13 protein-coding genes are annotated in these 20,458 nt (G+C 61.7%); 4 read left to right on the forward strand and 9 right to left on the reverse strand.

Features of this window, described 5'->3' with window-relative positions:
• Positions 1-4 precede the first annotated feature (4 nt).
• Together A6B35_RS24500 and A6B35_RS24505 are read right to left on the reverse strand one after the other, a co-directional pair.
• Positions 5-1,546, reverse strand: a complete 1,542-nt coding sequence (locus A6B35_RS24500; protein WP_006206590.1) for a sugar ABC transporter ATP-binding protein — start codon at positions 1,544-1,546, stop codon at positions 5-7.
• Between the two features lie 79 nt (positions 1,547-1,625).
• On the reverse strand, positions 1,626-2,657 hold the full coding sequence (locus tag A6B35_RS24505) for a substrate-binding domain-containing protein (protein ID WP_006206589.1): 1,032 nt from the start codon (positions 2,655-2,657) through the stop codon (positions 1,626-1,628).
• Between the two features lie 465 nt (positions 2,658-3,122).
• Between A6B35_RS24505 and A6B35_RS24510 the strand changes: the two genes are divergently transcribed.
• The 3 genes from A6B35_RS24510 (at position 3,123) to A6B35_RS24515 (ending at position 10,239) form a co-directional block, all read left to right on the forward strand.
• Positions 3,123-6,098 carry an NAD(P)-dependent oxidoreductase gene (locus A6B35_RS24510; RefSeq protein ID WP_040584267.1) on the forward strand — a complete coding sequence of 992 codons (2,976 nt, stop codon included), beginning with the start codon at positions 3,123-3,125 and terminating at the stop codon, positions 6,096-6,098.
• A 483-nt stretch (positions 6,099-6,581) separates the two neighbouring features.
• Entirely contained in the window at positions 6,582-6,743 is a 162-nt protein-coding gene (locus A6B35_RS35720; RefSeq protein ID WP_006206587.1) for a hypothetical protein, read from the forward strand.
• 91 nt (positions 6,744-6,834) lie between these two features.
• On the forward strand, positions 6,835-10,239 hold the full coding sequence (locus tag A6B35_RS24515; RefSeq protein ID WP_065518318.1) for an acyl-[ACP]--phospholipid O-acyltransferase: 3,405 nt from the start codon (positions 6,835-6,837) through the stop codon (positions 10,237-10,239).
• Between the two features lie 193 nt (positions 10,240-10,432).
• On the opposite strand, the gene A6B35_RS24520 is transcribed toward A6B35_RS24515, so the two are convergent.
• Positions 10,433-12,412, reverse strand: coding sequence for a putative bifunctional diguanylate cyclase/phosphodiesterase (locus A6B35_RS24520; RefSeq protein ID WP_006206562.1), 1,980 nt, complete (start codon positions 12,410-12,412; stop codon positions 10,433-10,435).
• 249 nt (positions 12,413-12,661) lie between these two features.
• On the opposite strand from A6B35_RS24520, the gene A6B35_RS24525 reads away from it, so the two are divergent.
• Entirely contained in the window at positions 12,662-13,708 is a 1,047-nt protein-coding gene (locus A6B35_RS24525) for a class I SAM-dependent methyltransferase (RefSeq protein ID WP_006206563.1), read from the forward strand.
• 163 nt (positions 13,709-13,871) lie between these two features.
• Here the strand turns inward: A6B35_RS24525 and A6B35_RS24530 are convergent, their stop codons facing one another.
• From A6B35_RS24530 to A6B35_RS24555, 6 genes are all read right to left on the reverse strand, one after another.
• Positions 13,872-14,843: a LacI family DNA-binding transcriptional regulator gene (locus A6B35_RS24530; protein WP_006206564.1), complete on the reverse strand. Its 972-nt coding sequence runs from the start codon at positions 14,841-14,843 to the stop codon at positions 13,872-13,874.
• Positions 14,844-14,968: 125 nt separating this feature from the next.
• Complete coding sequence (locus tag A6B35_RS24535) at positions 14,969-16,078, reverse strand: ABC transporter ATP-binding protein (RefSeq protein WP_006206565.1); 1,110 nt, start codon at positions 16,076-16,078, stop codon at positions 14,969-14,971.
• A gap of 30 nt (positions 16,079-16,108) precedes the next feature.
• On the reverse strand, positions 16,109-16,981 hold the full coding sequence (locus A6B35_RS24540; protein ID WP_006206566.1) for a carbohydrate ABC transporter permease: 873 nt from the start codon (positions 16,979-16,981) through the stop codon (positions 16,109-16,111).
• A complete protein-coding gene (locus A6B35_RS24545; protein ID WP_006206567.1) occupies positions 16,974-17,900 on the reverse strand; it encodes a carbohydrate ABC transporter permease in 927 nt (308 codons plus the stop codon). The genes A6B35_RS24540 and A6B35_RS24545 overlap by 8 nt, the downstream gene beginning before the upstream one ends.
• A gap of 126 nt (positions 17,901-18,026) precedes the next feature.
• On the reverse strand, positions 18,027-19,328 hold the full coding sequence (locus tag A6B35_RS24550; protein ID WP_006206568.1) for an ABC transporter substrate-binding protein: 1,302 nt from the start codon (positions 19,326-19,328) through the stop codon (positions 18,027-18,029).
• Between the two features lie 364 nt (positions 19,329-19,692).
• On the reverse strand, positions 19,693-20,388 hold the full coding sequence (locus A6B35_RS24555; RefSeq protein WP_006206569.1) for an alpha/beta hydrolase: 696 nt from the start codon (positions 20,386-20,388) through the stop codon (positions 19,693-19,695).
• Between the last annotated feature and the right edge of the window lie 70 nt (positions 20,389-20,458).

Consider the following 20,458-nt stretch of genomic DNA (forward strand, 5'->3'; position numbering starts at 1 on the left):
CGCGCTAGGCGACATTCTGGGCCTGCCCCTCATACACTGCGTTCGGTTGCACGCCGGAAGCCAGCATGATGATCGTTTCCTCGTTGAGTTGACCCGTTCCGAGCACGCCGGCGATGCGGCCTTCGCGCACCACAGCCACCCGGTCGCACAGACCGATGAGTTCGGGCAGTTCCGAGGAGATGACGATGATGCCGACGCCCCGGTTGGCGAGGTCTCGCAGCAGGCGATGAATCTCGACCTTGGCGCCGACATCGATGCCGCGCGTCGGCTCGTCCATGATGATGACCTTCGGTGCGACCGAAAGCTGCTTGGCAATCGCCACCTTCTGCTGGTTGCCGCCAGAAAGCGTCGATACAGCCGCATCGATGCCGGACATGCGCACGCCGAGTTGCCTGGCAAGGCTGGTCGCCTGATCTGCTTCGGCGCGGCGGTCGAGCAGGCCGAAACGGCCGGTAAGCTTGCCGAGGTCGAGTGCCGAAACATTGGCCGCGATCGACAGATCGAGGAAGACGCCGGAACGCTTGCGATCTTCGGAGAGATAGACGAGACCAGCGCGCACGGCATCGGCATAGCTGCGGATCGCAAGGTTTTTTCCGTCGAGTACGACGCTGCCGGCGGTCGCAGGCCTCAGCCCGCAGATCGTCTGCGCGATCTCGCTGCGGCCAGCGCCGATGAGACCGCCGATGCCGAGAATTTCACCAGTTCGCAATTCGAGATCGACATTGGCGAAACGGGTACCATCCGACAGGCCACTCACCGAGAGCAGTGCGCGGCCAGGCTTTGCGTCGGCGGGAAGCTTGTCGGGATAGAGCTGAGTGATCTCGCGGCCGACCATCTTGCGGACCACGTCGTTGGGCGACGTCGCCTCGATGGCCTCGGTCGCGACATAGCGACCGTCGCGGAAGACGGTGACGCGGTCGCACAGCGAAAAGATCTCGGCCATGCGATGGCTGATGTAGATGACGGAAATGCCGCGCTGCTTCAGCCCGCGCACGATTGCGAACAGGCGCTGCGCCTCGGTTTCGGTCAGTGCCGCGGTCGGCTCGTCGAGGATCAGCACCTTGCAGTCGAGCGTCAGCGCCTTGGCGATCTCGACCAGTTGCTGGCTGGAAATGGAAAGGTCCGCGACCTTGGTGCGCACCGCAATAGGCGCGAGCCGGTTCATCGCCTTCTCGGCGTCTGCATGGACCTGTTGGAAATTCATCAGCGGCGCGCGCCGGGCGTTGATCGCCGCCATGCAGATGTTCTCGGCGACCGTCGCATCCTGGCAGAGCGCGATTTCCTGATGCACCAGCGCGATGCCGATCTTCTGCGCCGCCGCGGGCGATGCGATCGTCACCGGCTTGCCGTCGATCAGGATGTCGCCCTCGTCTGGCTGCAGGATGCCGCCGATCATATTCATCAGCGTCGACTTGCCGGCGCCGTTCTCTCCGCACAGCGCATGGACCTCGCCGCGGCGCAGCTCGAACTGCACGCCACTCAGCGCATGGACCGGCCCGAACGCCTTGGAAAGGCTCCGGATCTGAAGGACGGGCGCGTCGCTCACGCCATGCTCCTGCGAAAAGAGTTCGGAAGGGGGCCGGAAGGGAAGACCCTTCCGGCTCTGATGTCGGTTCGGCTCGAGACTACTCTTCGATGCCCTTGGTGCCACGCCGCTTGAGATACTTGTCCCAATAGAAATCGTCGGCGTTGTCCTTGGTCACGATCGAGAAGCCATTGTCGACGAACGGCACCTTCATCGCGTTGGCGCCGGCGCGCTTGGCGTCGTTCATCGGGTCGATCAGTTCGGGATGCTTGGCCAGCCACAGAAGCATGAAGCCCATATAGCCTTGCATGCCCTGGTTGGGGTTGACCGAGCCGAAGATCTCGCCGGCCTTGATCATGTCGAGGATCTTGGCGTTGACGTCGGCCAGCATGACCCTGATCTTGCCGCCACCTTCCTTGGCCGCTTGAGCCGCGCCGATCGCCGAATTGGCTTCCGGCATGAAGACGGCACCGAGATCGGGATGGGCCTGAGCGAGGCTGAGCACCGCCTGATAGGCCTTGGTCGGGTCCTGGTTGGACGCGGCGCGACCGACCAGCTTCATATCAGGCCATTTGGCTTCCATGCGGGTGACAAAGGCCGAGATTCGCTTGTCGTGATTGTCCTGGCCGGGGTTCTCGAGGACCGCATATTCGCCCTTGCCGCCCATCGCCTCGGCGACGGCGTCGGCGGCATAGGTGCCTTCGGCGACATTGTCGGAGGTGATGTAGGAGACACGCTTGGAATTGGGCGAGTCGGCGGCGAAAGTCACCACCGCGGTGCCGCCGTCGGTAGCGCGGTTGATCGGCTCGATAAACGGATCGGAATTCATCGGATGCACCAGGATGCCGGCCGGCTTCTGCGCCAGTGCCTGGTCGAAAGTGGCGATCTGTTTGTTCACGTCATATTCCGGCGTGCCGGTATATTCAGTCTCACAGCCGAACTGCTGCCCGGCCTGCTTGAACATTTCATAGACGGGGAACCAGTATTCGACGCCCGATACCATGACGTTCATGACATATTTTTCACCCGGCTCGCATTTGAACGGGTTGGCGGTTTCGGCGTAGGCCTGGGTCGAGACCAAGATGGTCGACGCGGCCGCCGCCATGGCGAGCGTGCTCAGAAATTTGCGCAAGATTCCTCCCTTGGCCGAAGCCATGCTCAATGACAATCGCGAACGCCGCAGCGTCTCGCTGTCTGGATTGATTGACGCCGGACATCCTCCAGAAACCCGACGCTCCGACAATTACCGGCTTTTCCAACGCTGTCAATAAAATTCACTATATGAAATATATTTCAATATAGCTGGCGTCATTGTTCAGCGGCTCCAATGCGCGCCTCAGACGCAGCGGCACGAGCAAGCGAGCGGCTCAACGGCGGTCTGTGCCCCGATACACCACAGATATCATGAGCCAGCGCCCTTTCCCGAGCACCGCTATCGAGGCCAAAAGACCGTCGCTCGCAGCCATGCGATGCCAGCAATCCCTCACTAAGGACGACCATGACGCATTCAGCGTGCGCTTCGGCGCAGTTAGCGTCTTTTTTCTTTCGCGTTCGATCCACTATCCGCCCCCCGCCCTGGAAAACGGATAGGCAGATCATCATGAACATCGCGCAGATGCAGGAACAGCGACTGAAGGCACTCCAACTGACCGGATCGGGCGCGCCAAAATTGCCGTCGAACCCGTTCTTCGGTGTCGGCCCGATCACCGATGCGACCACCGATGAAGTGGACAGCCGCCTGCGGCGCATCGCCTTCGACGCCTGGATCGAGAAGACCTATCGCAAGTTCGACGACAGGGGCAACGACATCGGTGGCTTCACCACCGCCGAGATTTCCCGCAGCATGCACCGCGGCTACCCGGCGGACAAAATCCTGACCGATATGATCCGGGCGATCCATCGCTATTTCCACTTCCCGAAGGCGAACCGCATGGCAGTGGGACTCGGCGGCGGCCATAGCGGCTTCACTGTCTGCGTCCAGCACCTGATGAACGCCAACGACGCCTCCCAACGCGTCTATGTCGATACGCCGCAGCCAGAGAGCGATCCGTCCAGGTCCGCCGGCTTCTTCCGCCAGTCCTGGGCCACACAACTGATCGAGATGCAGCGTTTCGCCGAAAAAGGCTGCGAGAGCCGCATTCATTTCGCCGTCTCCGAAGGCGTGATCCCGACAGCAGCCGAGCTCTCCGCCCTCGGCGTCTCGATCTTCGTCGGCGTCGGCCACGAGACGACGGGGGCAAATGCCTATACCAGTGCCGAGATCCACGAACTGCTGAGCTGGATAGACGGCGATCCGACCAACCGTCATGCGGTGTTCGATGCCACCTCAATGCTCGGTGCCATGCCGTGGGAGCCCGAACTCGTCGACGCCGTGATGGCGAAGTGCTGCCTGTTCATGCCATTCCAGAAGGCGATCGGCGGGGTGTCAGGCTATTTTGTCGCCTCCTTCACGCCCCACGCACTGGCACTGATCGAGAAGAACCAGCAAAATCCCGCCTGGGCGATCCCGCGCCAGTTGAAGATCGCGCCGCCGATCGACCCCAAGCTACCGCTTTCGGCCAGGCGCTCCGTAGATGCCGGGCCATTCTACGACGCCGCAGAAGACCGCATGCTCGGCGGCGTCATCAACACCTACAGCGCACTTGCCTTTGCCGAGACCACCTTCGGCCTTTTGCAGTCGGAGGCTCGGGTCGGCTCTGTCGTCGAGCTCAACCGCCGTTCCGCCACCAATCGCAAGGTGATCGACGAGTGGGTCAAGTCGCACCCGATGCTATCGCTGACAGTCACCGATGCCGAACGGCGCGGCGCGGCGGTAACGCTCCTTAAGGTCGAGGACGACGGCATCACCGACCCCGGCATCCACGCCCGCATCATCGCCCGGTCGAAACAGCTGCTCGGCTATGAGGGCATCACCCATCCGAATGGCGAATATGAGCCCGGCCTCGACGCGGCCCGCTACGTCAATGCCTTCCCGGGAACGCCAGGCGACTATCGTGCCTGGGTCGGGGGCATCCGCGAGCCCGAAGATATCGTCGCGCTGCTGGAGAACCTGCAATACGCCTATCTGCGCGCCAAGATCGTCGTTCTCGAAGAGGAACTGGCGAAGAACGGCGTGACCTTCGAGGCCCAGGCCAATTCAGGCGGCGGCGGCCGCAAGGACGACCCTGCGCGCGCCTATGCGGTGCTGATCGCCGATCTGGTCGGCCTGCGCTTCGGCGCCGACGGCCAGCCGGATCACAGCGAGATAAAGGCCTACATCGAAGAAAAGGGGGGCGTCTTCCATCTCGGACCGCTCGGCGAGCGGTCGGCGCTTGAGAAGGGCCGCATCCATTTCTACTACCAGCCCAATTTGAGTACCGAGGCGGAGATCCTTCCGCAGACCGACAAGGGCCAGTACGACGCGCTGATCGCGGCGGCGACCTTCATCCCGAAGGCCTCCGTGTTCCCGCTCGGCGGCGTGCGCATTGGCGCCGGCACCGGCAACATGGGCTCGGCCTCCTGGGGCGGCGGCAATGGCGAGGGCGGCGAAGCGCCGTTGATGAACACGCCAGGCATCAACAGCCGGGCAACCGCCCAGATGGCGATGAAGGCGATCCTGAGAGTCGTTCCTGATCTGCCGGTCGACAGGCTGCACCGGATGGTCGCCGGCGGCGACTTCGACACCGGCCGACAGCTCAAGGATTTTCCGACCGCCAAGCTCGAGGGCCGCAAGATCGCCGTTCTCGGCTACGGCAACATCGGCCGCGAAGTCGCCAAGCTGGCCAAGGCCTTCGGCATGAAGGTGACGATCTACGCCCGCGAGCATCACAAGCGCTGGATCGAGGGGGAAGGCTTCAAACATGCCGCAAATCCGATTGCCGCCGCAACCGGCGCCGACGTGCTCTCTGTCCATATCGGTCTCGGCCGCCTGGATGCGGCGAGAGGCGTCTATTCCAACGCCGGAACCGTCGATGCGAAGGTGCTCGACGTGATGAACGACGGCGCGGTGCTGGTCAATTACGACCGGGGCGAGGTCGTCGATGCCGCCGCGCTCGACGAGGCACTGTCGTCCGGCAAGATCGCGCATGCAGCGATCGACGCCGATCTCTTCAAAGACGCCGCGACCGGCAGACTCAGCGGACCGATGCTTCCTTACCTGCCGCTCGAAGAGCGCCATAAGGGCAGGCTGGAGCTGCTGCCGCACGCCGCCGCAGACACCGACCATCCCTCCCGGGTAACCGGTGCGAAGCAGGCAGTCGACCAGGTCTTCGACGTCATCCGTTTCAAGTCGGTCACCAATCTCAAAGGCGATCTGCCGGAAGGTTATGTGTCAGCCGGCAGCCGCACCCCCGGCGGCATCGGTAAAGTGACGAAGCAGGTGGTTGCTGAAGTCCGCGGCAAGGCGAAGCTCCTGGACGAACTGCGGCAGGCTTCGGAAAAGGTCGCGGCGATCCTTGGGGCACTTTCCTCCGTTTCCGATCCGGATCATCGCGACCGGATCATAGATCGCTACACCGGGCTGCTTGTCGAAAGCGCCGGCCGGCAACGGGCTCTGCTCGACCAGTTCGGCCTCTACGGGCCGGCGGAGGACTGAGATCGCTGCAGAAGGTTGCCGAGTGGCGCGCTGAACAGCGCCTTTCGAGGAACGCGTGCACAGCATTGGCACAGCGATCCCCGGCTCCAATGGCATCCGATTGGCGCGCTGGCGGTGACTTCGCCGGCTTCGCGCCTCGACGAGACTGTCGAGGCTAGCCAAAGCCAGGCGGCGATCAAGGCGGGTGCTGTAGATTGCGGCACGTCTCGCCTGCAAGGCCTGAACCCATCCTCTTTATCGTCCTTAGCCTTCTCCATCTGAATTTTTGAACGGCGTTCATTTTTCTCTTGAACGCCGTTCACGATATGCTATGTTGCATTTGTGAACGGCGTTCACGGAGGAAGGCAAACCACCGGTCATGGCGCACCGCCCAGGAGCAGTGCCGACGCGTGCTCGAACGGATGAATAAAAAGCCTGATTGTTTCCGGTCTGAAACAGGCCAGCGCCGACCCAACTTAACCCTGAAACGAAAGGATCATATCGATGCCAAGCTATGCTCCCAACCATTCAAGCATTTGGAGAACGTCCGTCACCATCACCAAGGCGTTGCGTGATGCGGAGGAAGCAGGCCCGTTCATCAACAGGTTGAAAGACGCCAAGACCGAAAAGCTGCTGATGGATATCAACCGCAGTAACGAAGTTTAATCCGGTTCCCGCTAACAACGAGGCTCAAACCGCGCAAGCAACCGCTCGATCCATTCGGATTGCTCGATGGCCTTGCCCAATGGAAATTGCCATGAACAACAACCTGATGACGTCACGGCGCTTCGCACCTCTCTTCTGGACGCAATTCCTCTCGGCCTTCAATGACAATTTCCTGAAGAACACGCTGGTGTTCCTTATCCTGTTCACACTGGCTGCGGACAAGGCGGCGTCATTGGTAACGCTCGCGGGAGCTGTTTTCATGGCCCCGTTCCTGCTTCTGTCCGCACTTGGCGGCGAGATCGCCGACCGCTTCGACAAGGCCGCCGTGGCGCGCAAGTTGAAGCTCGTCGAGATCGGCGCCGCCATGCTGGCGGTCGTCGGCATCGCGCTCTCGTCGATCCCGGTGCTGTTGACGGCACTGTTCCTGTTTGGCGTCATTTCGGCGCTGTTTGGGCCGATCAAATACGGCATCCTGCCGGATCACCTCGAGCGCAAGGAACTGCCGCGCGCCAACGCCTGGATCGAGTCGGCCACCTTCGCCGCCATCCTCGGCGGCACGATCGTCGGCGGCATTGTCTCGTCCGACGGCATCGGCGTCGCCGTATTCGGTCCGATGATGATGATCCTCGCCGTCGGTTGCTGGTTCGTCAGCCGCTACATCCCGGCGACCGGCTCGGCCGCACCGAACCTGGTGATAGACAAGAACATCCTGCGCTCCACCTGGCGGCTGGTCAGCGAGTTGCGCACCAACCAGCGCATCTGGCGGGCCGCACTGATGGCGTCATGGTTCTGGCTGGTCGGCGCCATCATCCTTTCCATCCTGCCCCCCATGGTCAAGGATTCGCTCGGCGGCACCGAAATCGCCGTGACCGCCTATCTCGCCGTCTTCGCGGTCGCCGTCGCCATCGGTTCGGCCATTGCCGCGTGGATGTCGCAGGGGCGCATGGTGCTGTTGCCCGCCCCGGTCGGCACGGCCCTGATGGCCCTGTTCGGACTTGATCTCGGCTGGAGCGTCTGGGGCCTGCAGGCCTCTGCCCAGGCGCAGACGCTCAGCGCCTTCTTTGCCGGCCAGAACACCATCCGTGTCGCCATCGACCTGGCCGGCCTGGCGATTGCCGGCGCCTTCCTCGTCGTGCCGACCTTTGCGGCGGTGCAGGCGTGGGCGCCGGAGGATCGCCGTGCCCGTGTCGTCGCCGCGGTCAACGTCGTCAGCGCCGGCTTCATGACCATCGGTGGCGGTCTTGTCGCCGCCATCCAGGCAGCCGGCGTCTCCATAGCAGGCGTGCTGTTCGGCCTCGCCGTCATCAATGCCGTCGCCGCATGGCTGATGCTGAAGTATTTGCCGACGAACGCTTTCCGCGATTTCGTCTCCATCTTGTTCCGCGCCTTCCATCATCTGGAGGTGGAGGGGCTGGATAACCTCAAGGCCGCTGGCCCGGCCCCGATCCTGGCGCTCAACCATGTCAGCTTCCTCGATGGTCCGCTGGCGCTGACGCTGACCGATGAGGAGCCGGTCTTCGCCATCGACCACACCATCGCGCAGGCCTGGTGGATGAAGCCGTTCCTGAAGCTCGCCCGCGCGCTGCCGCTCAATCCGGCCAAGCCGATGTCGACCCGCACGCTGATCAAGATCGTGCAAGGCGGCGATCCGCTGGTCATCTTCCCCGAAGGCCGCATCACCGTCACCGGCGGCCTGATGAAGGTCTATGACGGCGCCGCCATGGTCGCTGACAAGACCGGCTCGATGGTGGTACCGGTCCGCATCGAAGGGCTGGAGAAGAGCTACTTTTCGCGCCTGACGTCACAGCATGTGCGCCGACGCCTGTTTCCGAAGGTCAAGGTGACCATTCTGGAGCCGGTGAGGCTCGAAGTTGCGCCGGAGTTGAAGGGCCGCAAGCGCCGTGCCGCGGCGGGTGCCGCACTCTACCAGGTCATGTCGGACCTCGTCTTCCGCACCCAGGACATCGACAAGACCGTGCTGGAAAAGATCATCCAGACGGCGGACGAACGCGGCATGAAAAAGCTCGCCGTGGAGGATCCGGTCACCGGTTCACTGAGCTACGGCAAGCTGCTGACGGGTGCCGCGGTGCTCGGCGAGAAGTTCGAACACCTCTATGCCGACCAGCAGACGCTGGGCGTCATGCTGCCCAACGCCAACGGCGCTTGCGCGACGTTGCTCGGCGTCATGTCGGCGGGCAAGGTTCCGGCGATGATCAACTTCACCGCTGGTGCCGCGAACATCCTCTCGGCCTGCAAGGCCGCCGACGTGCGGACCGTGCTCACCTCGCGCGCCTTTGTCGAACAGGCAAAGCTCGGTGCGGTGGTCGAGGAGCTCGGCCGCGCGGTGGACATCGTCTGGCTCGACGATTTGCGGGCCAGCATCGGTCTCAAGGACAAGCTGCTCGGCCTGTTGCGCAAGAGCACGCCGCGGGTTGCCCGCAAGCCCGACGATGCGGCGGTGATCCTGTTCACCTCAGGTTCGGAAGGCACGCCCAAGGGCGTGGTGCTGACCCACCGCAACATCCTGGCCAATGCCGCCCAGGCCGCCTCGCGCATCGACTTCCATTCGGGCGACAAGGTCTTCAACATCCTGCCGATCTTCCATTCCTTCGGCATGACGGCGGGCACTGTGCTGCCGCTGATCTCCGGCGTGCCGGTCTACTTCTACCCCTCGCCGCTGCACTATCGCATCGTGCCGGAACTGATCTACGCGTCGAACGCGACGATCATCTTCGGCACCGACACGTTCCTCTCAGGCTATGCGCGCACGGCACACCCCTACGACTTCCGTTCGGTGCGCTACTGTTTTGCCGGCGCCGAGCCGGTGAAGGGCGCGACGCGCATGACCTATATGGAGAAGTTCGGTCTGCGCATCCTCGAGGGCTACGGCGTGACCGAAGCAGCACCGGTGATCTCCATCAACACGCCGATGTACAACAGGTCCGGCAGCGTCGGCAAAATCATGCCCGGCATGGAGTATCGCTTGGATCCGGTGCCCGGCGTCGATGATGGCGGACGGCTCTATGTGCGCGGCCCCAATGTCATGTCGGGCTATCTGCGCGCCGAGAAGCCGGGCGTGCTCGAGCCGCTGGAAGACGGTTGGCATGACACCGGTGACGTCGTCACCGTCGACGAGGCCGGGTTCATCACCATTCGCGGCCGCGCCAAGCGCTTCGCCAAGATCGGCGGCGAGATGATCTCGCTGGCGGCCGTGGAAGTGCTGGCCGGCGAATTGTGGAAGGGATCGCTGTCGGCCGTCGCCACCGTGCCGGATGCCCGCAAGGGCGAAAAGCTGATCCTGATCACCGAGGCGCCCAACGCCACGCGCGCCGAATTCCTGGCCTTCGCCAAGGCCAACGGCGCCATGGACCTGATGGTGCCGGCCGAAGTGCGCATCGTTGCGAAAGTGCCGGTCCTCGGTTCCGGCAAGCTCGACTTCGCCGGCGTGACGAAGATGGTGCGCAGCGAAGAAGACATGAAGATCAAGGCAGCTTGATCCGCGTACGAAGGGGCCGGCGCAAAACGCCGGCCCGTTCGGGCGATCTCTCAGCCTTGGCGGTGATCGCATCGGATAAGTTGCCATCAACCGGGTCCGGGGCCTAGCAAAGAGCCTTAATTCCAAATTGCAAGCTTGTTCAAAGATCGGCGAATGCGCACTTGTCGAGATCGCTGCCGCGACCGCGGCCGTGCTAGGCGACGAGGCCTGGTCTAACTTGGTTTATCTCTTCGATTGGGACGGGATGACCCGTGAGAAAACCCTGTATCGAATGGACGCCCAGGCGCTGCAGCAACATCTGCTGCTCTTCAGTTTCGACGCCTTCCGCGAGCACGGCATGGTCGAGATTGCGCAGAAGCCCGACCATGTCCTGCAACAGGCTTAGGCCACGAGATGTCTGGCAATCGTGGAGGAAACTGCGATCGATCTTGACGACGTCGAATTTGAAACGGCGGAGCCAGGAAAGGCCTGCAAATCCCGTTCCGAAGTCATCCAGCCAGATTTGAACGCCCAGGTTTCGCAGCCGCTCCATGTTTCTTACGGCTTGCGCCTCCAGAAAGATGTCGCTTCCTTCGGTGATCTCAATGGCAAGCTTCTGTGGCGCAAGGCCGTGCCGACCGAGGATCTCGGTAATTCGCAGTGAAAAATTAGGAGCCTTGAGCTGACGAACTGATACGTTCGCCGTCACGACCGAGCCCAATCCATATTCCACCATGTCACTGCAGGCTTGATCAATTAACCAGGTACCCAGTTCCACGATCGCGCCAGTTTGCTCGGCAACCGGTATGAACACGGACGGACTGATCATAGTGCCGTCGAAGTCGCACACGCGCATGAGCGTCTCATGGCCCAACAGTCGTCCTGACGCCAGGTCGCAAATTGGCTGATAGGCCACGGAAACGAGTTGCTTGGAAACTGCGAGCTTCAACAGTTCTGAGAGATTTTCGCTGGAGCGATCTCGGTCGGTAGCGTGCGGATCGTAAATAGTGAACGTTGCGCGGCCGGCAAACTTGGACGTGTAGAGGGCGCGATCAGCTTCCTGCAGCAGGATGCGAAGTTCCATGCTTTGATCGGCGCGCGTCAACGAGGCGCCGGCGCTGATGGTGACGATGTTTAGCTTGTCGCCCCGATCGGGGTGGTGGATATGCAAATCCTCTACGGCGCGACAAAACTGCTGCGTGAGCTCATTGAGGTGAGCACGCCCAGTGACCTTGCAGAGGACAACGAACTCTTCGCCGCCATAGCGGGCCGCGATGGCGTTGTTCGAAGCTGCCGTCTCGGAAAGGACATGGGCAAGTTTGATCAGGCAATCATCGCCGGCCTGATGACCAAGTCCATCATTGAATCTCTTGAAGTAGTCCACGTCGATCAGAATGAGGCCTATTTCGTCGTCGTCCGTGGCCCACTCGTTGCGCATCTCCGAGAATTCTCGAATGATCGCCCGGCGATTTTTCATTCCCGTGAGCGGATCCGTATCCGCGATTTCCGTCAGCTTTTGCCCCTTCTTGATAGCAGCCTGTTCTTGAATTTGCGCCCGAAGTGCATGCAGGAAAGTTTGGTACCGCTCTACGCTAAGTCGCCAGGAAAGGTAGAGCGACAGCACCAGGCAATTCACGAAATAGGCTGACAGCACGACGCGGGCGACGACGTCGGTCTGAAGGGAAAAAAGCGCTGCGCCCATGAAGCTCATGGTCACCGTCGCCGATGAAATCGCTGAAAGCCAGAAACGAAAGTTAAAGAATAAGTTCGCTCCAAGAATAAATACTGTTCCAAAGACCATAAAGTGGGACAGCGCCGCCTGGTGGCCTGTTCCAAGAGCAGATAGCAGCCATCCGACTGCACCGATCACAATCGCCAGCGCTGCCACGAGATGTAAGGTCGTAAGGGCGAAGCCCCGTCGGGCGATTAGCTCGACGAGCACCAGGGAGGTGATCCCCAGCGTTAGGCGGGTCAGCACAAGCCGACCGGCGATGTCCGGAAAAAGAAACCAATCGAAGAGACCGTAAGCCACATAGCTAAGAACAGCAGCCCTCATACCCCATTGCACGAGCTTGCGGTTTTCACTGGCCTCCTTCTGGAGGAACCTCGCCAAAAGTGTCGGATCGGGCGAATGCCAGCGCGGGCGCGCGAGCGCTGCGACCACCCTCTGAGCAACCTCCTCAGTCAGTTGCATTATGACGCTCCTCCGCCACCCCCGGTAGCGAATGCAATAGCCGAGGTCGCTTGTCGGACGCAGGATGAAGGCATCACTGTCCGCAAAAAAGGCTGAATATCGCTAATCACCAGTAAACGCGGGTAGTCCGGATTTAGCGGAGCCGGGTCGACGCCGGCGCTCCCGCCACTGCATAAAATTTTATGAAAATATTTCGCATCATCCACACCGCGTCTATAGTTGTTCGCCGTGGACCGGAGGGTATACGGCATGCGGCTCAACGCAGAATTACAACTCGACGAATACAGCCTCGTCACTACCAAGTTGATGAAGAGGCATGCCACGACATCTGACGAAACTGTCGATACCGACGAGTTGCGGAAGAGGACGGCCCAGCTCGCACTCGTGCTGGATCTCGCGAATCAAGCTTTCGTGCGGCACAAACCGGCCGGCCTGACTGTCGACCGCCTGGCAGGGAGACTCCATAAGCTTCGCAGGCAGGTTGCTCCTGCGGTCTGGCAGAAACTCATCCCCTTGGCCCAGCAACATCCCGTGGCACAATATTTGATCCAGGATCCGTTCACGCGCTGGTCGGTTGAAAAGCCGCGCGGGTATTCGGGCGATGCAAGCCTGCTGGACATTTACTACAAGCACCCCGTCGCCGAAGAGATCGTTGCTTCGTCGACCTCGCTTGGCCGACAGATCTACGCCTATACCAGTGAAGCGGCGAGTTCTGTGGCGGGGCGCGAGCGCCGGGACATACTAACCAGAACTGTGGACGAAACGGTCCGCAGGGTGGAAAAGGCAGAGGTGCTGGCAATTGCATGCGGTCACCTACGAGAAGCTGAATGCTCCGAGGCGCTCGCCAAGCAACAACTGCGGCGTTGGGTCGGCCTGGATCAAGACCCCGTCAGCGTAGCCACGGTGAACCACGACTTTGTCGGCACTGCAGTCGAGGCACTCCACGGCTCTGTACGTGGAATTCTTCGCCGCGCCTACGCTCTTGGTACATTCGATCTCGTCTACGCATCGGGGCTCTACGACTACCTCCCGCGTGCCATCGGCGTCCGCCTGCTTCAGAGAGCGTTGGAACTGGTCAAGCCTGGGGGCGAATTCCTGTTTGCCAATTTCAGCGATGAGATCACGACGGATGGCTACATGGAGACCTTCATGGATTGGCCACTCATCCTGCGTTCGGCCGACGATATGTGGAGCATCATCAATGCCGCAATCGGCAAGGGTTCCTTCGAAGCCCAAGTCTATTATGGATCGAACCGGAACATCGTTTACGGCAAAGTCAGGAAGGGTGATCTCTGAGCGCGAAATTTCGCGCAGGCATCCTTGGAACAATGTGGGGATCTACCAGGGCAACGCAACCAGAAGCGGATCGAGTGCGGGGCCATAAAGATCAACCCTCCGCATCAACATGAGGCTGCCCATTCCGCGATGAACGGCATCGATCTTGCGGCTGCCTTTCGTGTCACGACGGAGACCCAACTGGAGCGGCGCAGGAATTTCTGACAATCAGGGTTGATTTCAGCCTGATGGACCGCGGTGCGGAGGACAATCCGTGGATCCGTTCAACGAGCATCTGCGCAGCTCTGCGGCCGATTTCAGTGCAGGGCTGCGCGACCAAGGTCAGCCGAGGCTCGAAAAAATCCGCCCATTCAAAATCGTCGAAGCCGGCAAGCGATATGTCTTCGGGTATTCTCAGGCCCGCGGTGCGGATCGCTGCCACGGCTCCGATCGTTGTCAGATTGTTTCCAGTGATGATGCCGGTCGGCGGATTTGCCAATCTCAGCAAGGTCGCCACCGCGTGCTGAGTGGCCTCGAAATTCCTATTCGAAGGCTGCACAAGGTCCGCATCGAAGCCGATGCCATTGCGCTCGAGGCCCATCCTGTAGCCTTCGATGCGCTCGCTTGTGGTGCTGAACCCTGCCTGACCGCCGATCATGCCGATCCGTCTGTGGCCAAGTCCCGCCATATGTGAAACCAGACCGGCGACAGCATGCTTGTTTTCAACACCGACATGGTCGAAGGCAGACTCAGCGAACCTGTCGACGAGCACGGTCGGAATGCCGCTCGTCTCCAGGTAGCGAATGGTCCTGTTTTCGGGGTCGCCGCATGGGGCCAGGATGATGCCGTCGACCCTGCGCTCCTGCAACGCCTGAACGACGGCAAGTTCGTGATCCGGCTCGTCGCGTGTGTCGGCGAGGAAGACCAGCAGGCCGAGGCGCGCGCACTCGCTCTCGATGGCGCAGATGATGTCGCTGAAATAGGGATTGGTAATCGCCGATATCGCGATGCCGACATAGTTGCTGACGTTGCGCGCGAGCGACCGCGCCAGCGCATTTGGCTGATATCCCGTTGCCGCGATCGCCTCGTTCACCAAGGCCGTTTTTTCGGGGCTGACGAGGCGCGTGCCGTTGATGACATGCGACACCGTGGACATGGACACTCCGGCTCGGCGAGCGACGTCGGTGATCGTTATAGCCGCTCTTCTCGCCATCCCCGCACCTCAATCCGGCACCTGTCTGTCCAGGAATGTCCCGCGGCCGCCGACTCGCAGCCGACTATTCATTGTTGCCAGGCATAATCAATGAGGTTTTCGCCGCTGTCGCCGTTGAAGTAATGGACGTGGTCCATGTCGATGGAAAACAGCCGGTCGTCCCCAAGCTTGGAACGGTCGCTGGGCGGCAGCCGCGCTATGCATCTGTGGTCGCCGGCGCTGAGGTCGAGAAGAATCTCGTGGCCGAGATGCTGAACCACATCGACATTGAACGCGATCGAATCGCTCCCTGGGATGGCGCCGGGCTGCAGGATCCTGAAATGCTCCGGCCGCACGCCCAACGTGACCGTTTTTCCCTGCTGGCCGGCAAGCGCCGCGCGCCGGCACTCCGGAACCGCGATCCGCAACCGGCAGGCCTGGTCCAGGAGGGCGTTGCCGTCGTAGAGCAGGCGCAGGAAGTTCATCGCTGGCGATCCGATGAAGCCGGCGACGAACTGGTTGGCGGGCCGGTTGTAGACCTCGAGCGGTGCGGCCGCCTGCTGGATCTTGCCGCCGTTCATGACCACGATCTTGCTGCCCATGGTCATGGCCTCGGCCTGGTCGTGAGTGACATAGACGGTCGTGGTTCCGACCTCCTGGTGCATCTTGGTCAGGAAACTGCGCGCCTCGATGCGCATCTTCGCATCGAGGTTGGACAGCGGTTCGTCCATGAGAAACACGCCGGGACGGCGCACCAGCGCCCGCCCAAGCGCGACGCGCTGCCGCTGGCCGCCGGATAGCGCCTTGGGCAGCCTGTCGAGCAGGTCATCGATGCGCAGCCGCTGCGCCACCTGCCGTATCTGCGTTTCGATCTCGGCTTTCGGCGTCTTCCGGATCTTCATGCCGAAGGCGATGTTGTCGCGCACCGTCATATGCGGGAACAGCGCATAGGACTGGAATACCATGGCGATGTCGCGGTCCTTCGGCGGCAGCGTGGTGACGTCGCGTGCGCCGATGCGAAGCGTGCCGCCGGTGATCGATTCCAGCCCGGCGATCATGTTCAGCGTCGTCGTCTTGCCACAGCCGGACGGTCCCACCAGCACGGTGAATTCGCCATCGGCAATGTCCAGGTTCAGCCCGGACAGAACCGGCACCATGGCATAGCGCTTCTCGACGTCCTTCAGGGACACTTCAGCCATTACAAAGTCCTTGTTGCACAGTCATCGAAATCAGCCCTTCACGGCGCCGGAGAGATTGCCGCCCGAGATCTGCCGGTAGGTCAGGATGAACAGGATGACGATCGGCAATTGCGAGATGACGAGGCCCGCCGCCGGCAGGTTGAAGACGGCAAGGTAACGGTCGCTGTTCAGCTTCAGCATGCCGACTGTCACCGGGAAATTCTCCTCGCTGTTGAGGAACACCAGCCCGAACACGAACTCCTTCCAGATGGCGATGAAGTTCAGCGTGTAGCCAACCAGAATGCCGGGAACCGACAGCGGCAGGATCACCTTCCAGAAAACCTGGAAGTCGGTCGCGCCCTCGACATAGGCGGCCTTCTCGATTTCCGGCGGGATCGTCGTCATGAAGCCGCGCAGGATCAGCACCTGCAGCGGCATTCCATAGACGCCGTGAACGATGATCAGGCCGATCTTGGTGTCCAGCAGATGGAAGGTGCGCAAAGTGTCGTAGAGCGGGATCAGCACCGTCTGCTGCGGCAGCATCAGGCCGGTCAGCAGCAGGCCGAAGATCCATTTGCGGCCGGGCACGTTCATGCGGCTGAGCGCAAAGGCCGGAACCAGCGCCAGCGTTACGGCCAGCGCGGACCCGGCCGTGGCATAGATCAGGCTGTTCCTCAACAGCGTGCCGAAGCCGAGGCCGAACCAGACGTCGATATAGGGCTGGATGGTCGGCGACCTGGGCAAGGCGAAGGGTCCGGCCAGGAACTCGGCGTTCGACTTGATCGACGTCATCACGATCAGGAGCAGCGGTCCGAGCCATACCGCCGCCAGCACCAGCATGAGCAGGGTCGCGGCGAGTTTGGGCAGGACCGAGGCGAAGCTGCCGCGGCGCATGGCGCTGGCGTTCAGGGTCGCGTCAGACATCGAAGGCACCCTTCAGAACCTTGCCGAGCAGGAGAGCTGCCAGCGATCCCGCAATCACCAGGATGACGACGCTGAGTGCGGCGCCGTAGCCGAAGCGGGAGTTCCAGAAGCTCTCCATGTAGACGAGATAGCCGAGCACGTTCGTCATTCCGAACGGCGCGCCCTTGGTCAGCACCGCGATCAGGTCGAAGGCTCGCAGCGATTCAAACAGCGTCAGCATGACGATGATCGCGGTGACGGGGCGCAACTGGGGCAGGGCAACGCTGCGGATCATGCGCCAGTGTCCGGCACCCTCGATGCGTGCGGCGTCGAATGTTTCCTTCGGAACATCGCCAAGGCCGGCGAAGTAGAAGATCATCGGCATGCCGGTGAAGGCCCAGCCCGAAATGACCGCCAGCGTGTAAAGTGCGATGCGGTAGTCGCCGAACCATTCATGCACCAGGAAGCCGAGCCCGACCGACCGCAGCAAGGTGTCGAAGGCGCCGAACACCGGATTGAGGATGAGCAGGAACATCAGCCCGACCGCGATCAGCGACATGGTCACCGGAAAGAAGACGATCGTGCGCAGCAGAGACGGGGCAAACACCAGCCGCGCCTTCATCACATAGGCGATGAGGAAGCCGAGCGAGACCGGAAAGACCAGCGAAACGACCAGCCACTTGGCGTTGTTGACCAGCGCTATGTAGAAATACTTGTCATGGAGGAGGTAGGCGTAGTTGGCGAAGCCGACGAATTTCTTCTGCGGCGCCATGCCGTTCCATTCGAAGAAGCTGAGGTAGATCGTGTAGACGATCGGGTAGCCGATGAAACAGGCGAACACCAGCAACGGCACGGCGACGCCGAACACGGTCACGAACACATGCCGGCGGGCGAAGCCGACGAAGGTGCCGTCATCGAAGCGGCTTGCGCTGCTGGCCATGGTTGCGCCTTTCGATTTGATTTCGGAAATGGACGGGCGGCGTCGCGTTGCGGCGGCGCACTGAAGCGCCGCCGCCGGGGAGGATGCGGGGCGAAGTGCGCAGCACTTCTCCCGCTCGGTCATCGCCTAGGACTTCTTGACGCGCGCCGCTTCGTCCTCGGTCAGCTTCATGGCGTCTTCGGGTGACATGGCGCCGGCCAGCACACCCTGGACGCCGTCGAGGAACTTGTCCGAGATCGCCGGCGGCGTGGCGTGGTCGACATGCATGAAGGTGAAGGAGCCGGACTCCGCCATTGCCTTGCCCAGCCGCTGTTCCATCTCGCTCAGCCGCGACAGGTCGGAATTGACGTTCGACGGGAAAGGCTTGTCGATCTCGAGCTTCTTGCTCATCGCTGCGTCGGACACCATCCAGTCCAGGAACTCCGCCGCTGCATCCTTGTTCGGGCTGTTCGCATGGATCATGATCGTGTCCTCGGCGAACACCGACATCACCGGCTTTTTGCCCGGGAAAGCCGGCATCGGGAAGAAGTCCATCGGCACGACGCAGCATTGCGGCTGGTCGCCGCGGAAGCGGCCGAGATTGAACGAGCCCTGATACCAGTGCAGGCCGTGCCCCTGCGTCCACGGCACCATGGCGGGCCCGAGATCGATCGAGTTGAACGACGGCTCGAACATCCCGTCCTGAGCCAGTTTCTGCATCATGGCGGTGACATCGACGGCGCGCGGGTCGGTCCACGGAATGGTGCCGTTGATCAGCCCGTCATAGACGTCCAGCCCATGCTTGTTGACCAGGATCGCCGACCACATGAATTGCGAGGGCCACTTCTTCTGGTTGGCCAGCATGAAGGCGGCAAGGCCGGCTTCCTTGCCCTTCTGGGCATTGGCCATGAGTTCGTCCCAGGTGGTTGGAACCTTGAGCCCGAGCTTCTCGTAGATGTCCTTGCGGTACCAGACCACCGAGGCGCACATCTCCGTCGGCACGAAATGCTTCTTGCCGTTGTAGACGGACAGCGTGACGCCGGCCGGGTTCAGCTTCTTGTCCCAGCCATATTTTTCGTAATAGGGCGTCAGATCGGCAGAGAAACCGTTGTCGACGATCTCCTTGCCGCGTCCGCCTTCCCAGGAATAGAAAAGATCCGGCGGATTGCTCGAAGACAGTTCGATTGTCTGCTTGGTCTTGTAGGTCTCGCCGTCGACGCTGGCGCCGGTAACATGGACGCGGTCGCCGTTCTTCTTGTTCCATTCGTCGATCAGCCAGTTGGCGTAGACCTCGGAAGAGGGCCACGGCGCCCGGTAGAAATACCGGAGTTCGGCGGGTGCGGCCCGCGCCATCTTGACCCCTGACGCAGCCGCCACGGCCGTGGCGCCAAGCGCCGCCGAAGCTTTCACGAAGGTGCGGCGAGACAGTCCGTTCTGCTTGAAGTTCATCGGTTCCTCCCGTTCGGTTTGACTATTCACAGGCAGCATCAGGTCGCCACGAAGCGCGGGCGCGACGTGTGCCGGCAAGGGCTGTTGCTGATCCTCCGAAGGCGAATACGGCAGTGCGGTTCTGCATCACCAAATTCGTCACGGAGATTGAATTAATCCAATCGAAGCGCTTGCGCAAGCGCTTCGATATGCATTTTTCGTCTTTTTGCGCGTGTCATGCGGCCTGTCGACATCTATGGCCTGGCAGAGCCCTTCCGTCGGTTTCGCGATCGCAATTCCTTGGTGTCACGGATGGTCCCCGGAACAGCAAAAAAGGCCAGGGCGCCGCTTAGGCGCCCTGGCAGTCCGTCGAAGGTGATCGGGTTCAGTTCTTGCCGGCCGCCGCCTGCTCGATGAGGCTGGCAACCGCCTTGGGATCGGAGACGTAGACGGCGTGGCTGCCGGGCACCTCGACGGTCGTCGCTTTAGCGCGGCTGGCCATCTGGCGCTGCGCCGGCGGCGGGATCATCCTGTCGTCGGTGGCGACGAGATACCATGAGGGCTTTGCCTTCCAGGCCGGAGCGGTGACCTTGCCTTCGAGCGCCGCCACACCCCACGGAACTTGCGAATCCGCCATGAAGGCGGCGAGCGAAGGACGGACATCGGCAGCGAACGAGGCGGCGAACTTCTCCTTGTCGAGCATCAGGAAGCCGTCGACGGGCGGCAGGATCGGCGGCACCGGCGCTCCGGGCGGCGGGTTGGCGATCAGGCTCGAAACCGATTCGCCGGCATCCGGCGCGAAGGCCGCGATATAGACCACAGCCGCCACCTTCGGATCGGTGCCGGCTTCCGACACCACGACGCCGCCGTAGGAATGTCCGACCAGGATGACATTGCCGGGAGCGGCGGCAATGGCGCGCCTGGTGACCGCGACGTCGTCGGCTAAAGAGATCGTCGGATTCTGGACGATGGTGACGTCATAGCCGTCCTTCTTGAGGATCTGGTAGACGCCGTCCCAGCCGGAGCCATCGACGAAGCCGCCATGCACGAGGACGACGGACTTTGCTGCAGTGTTCGACATTTGAGTTCTCCTTTTTCAAAAGCGTTGTTTGCGTTGATTGCAGGAGGACTATGCGTCAGGGCCGGCGGGC

This window comes from Mesorhizobium amorphae CCNWGS0123, from assembly GCF_001686985.1.
In the GTDB taxonomy this organism is placed as follows: domain Bacteria; phylum Pseudomonadota; class Alphaproteobacteria; order Rhizobiales; family Rhizobiaceae; genus Mesorhizobium; species Mesorhizobium amorphae.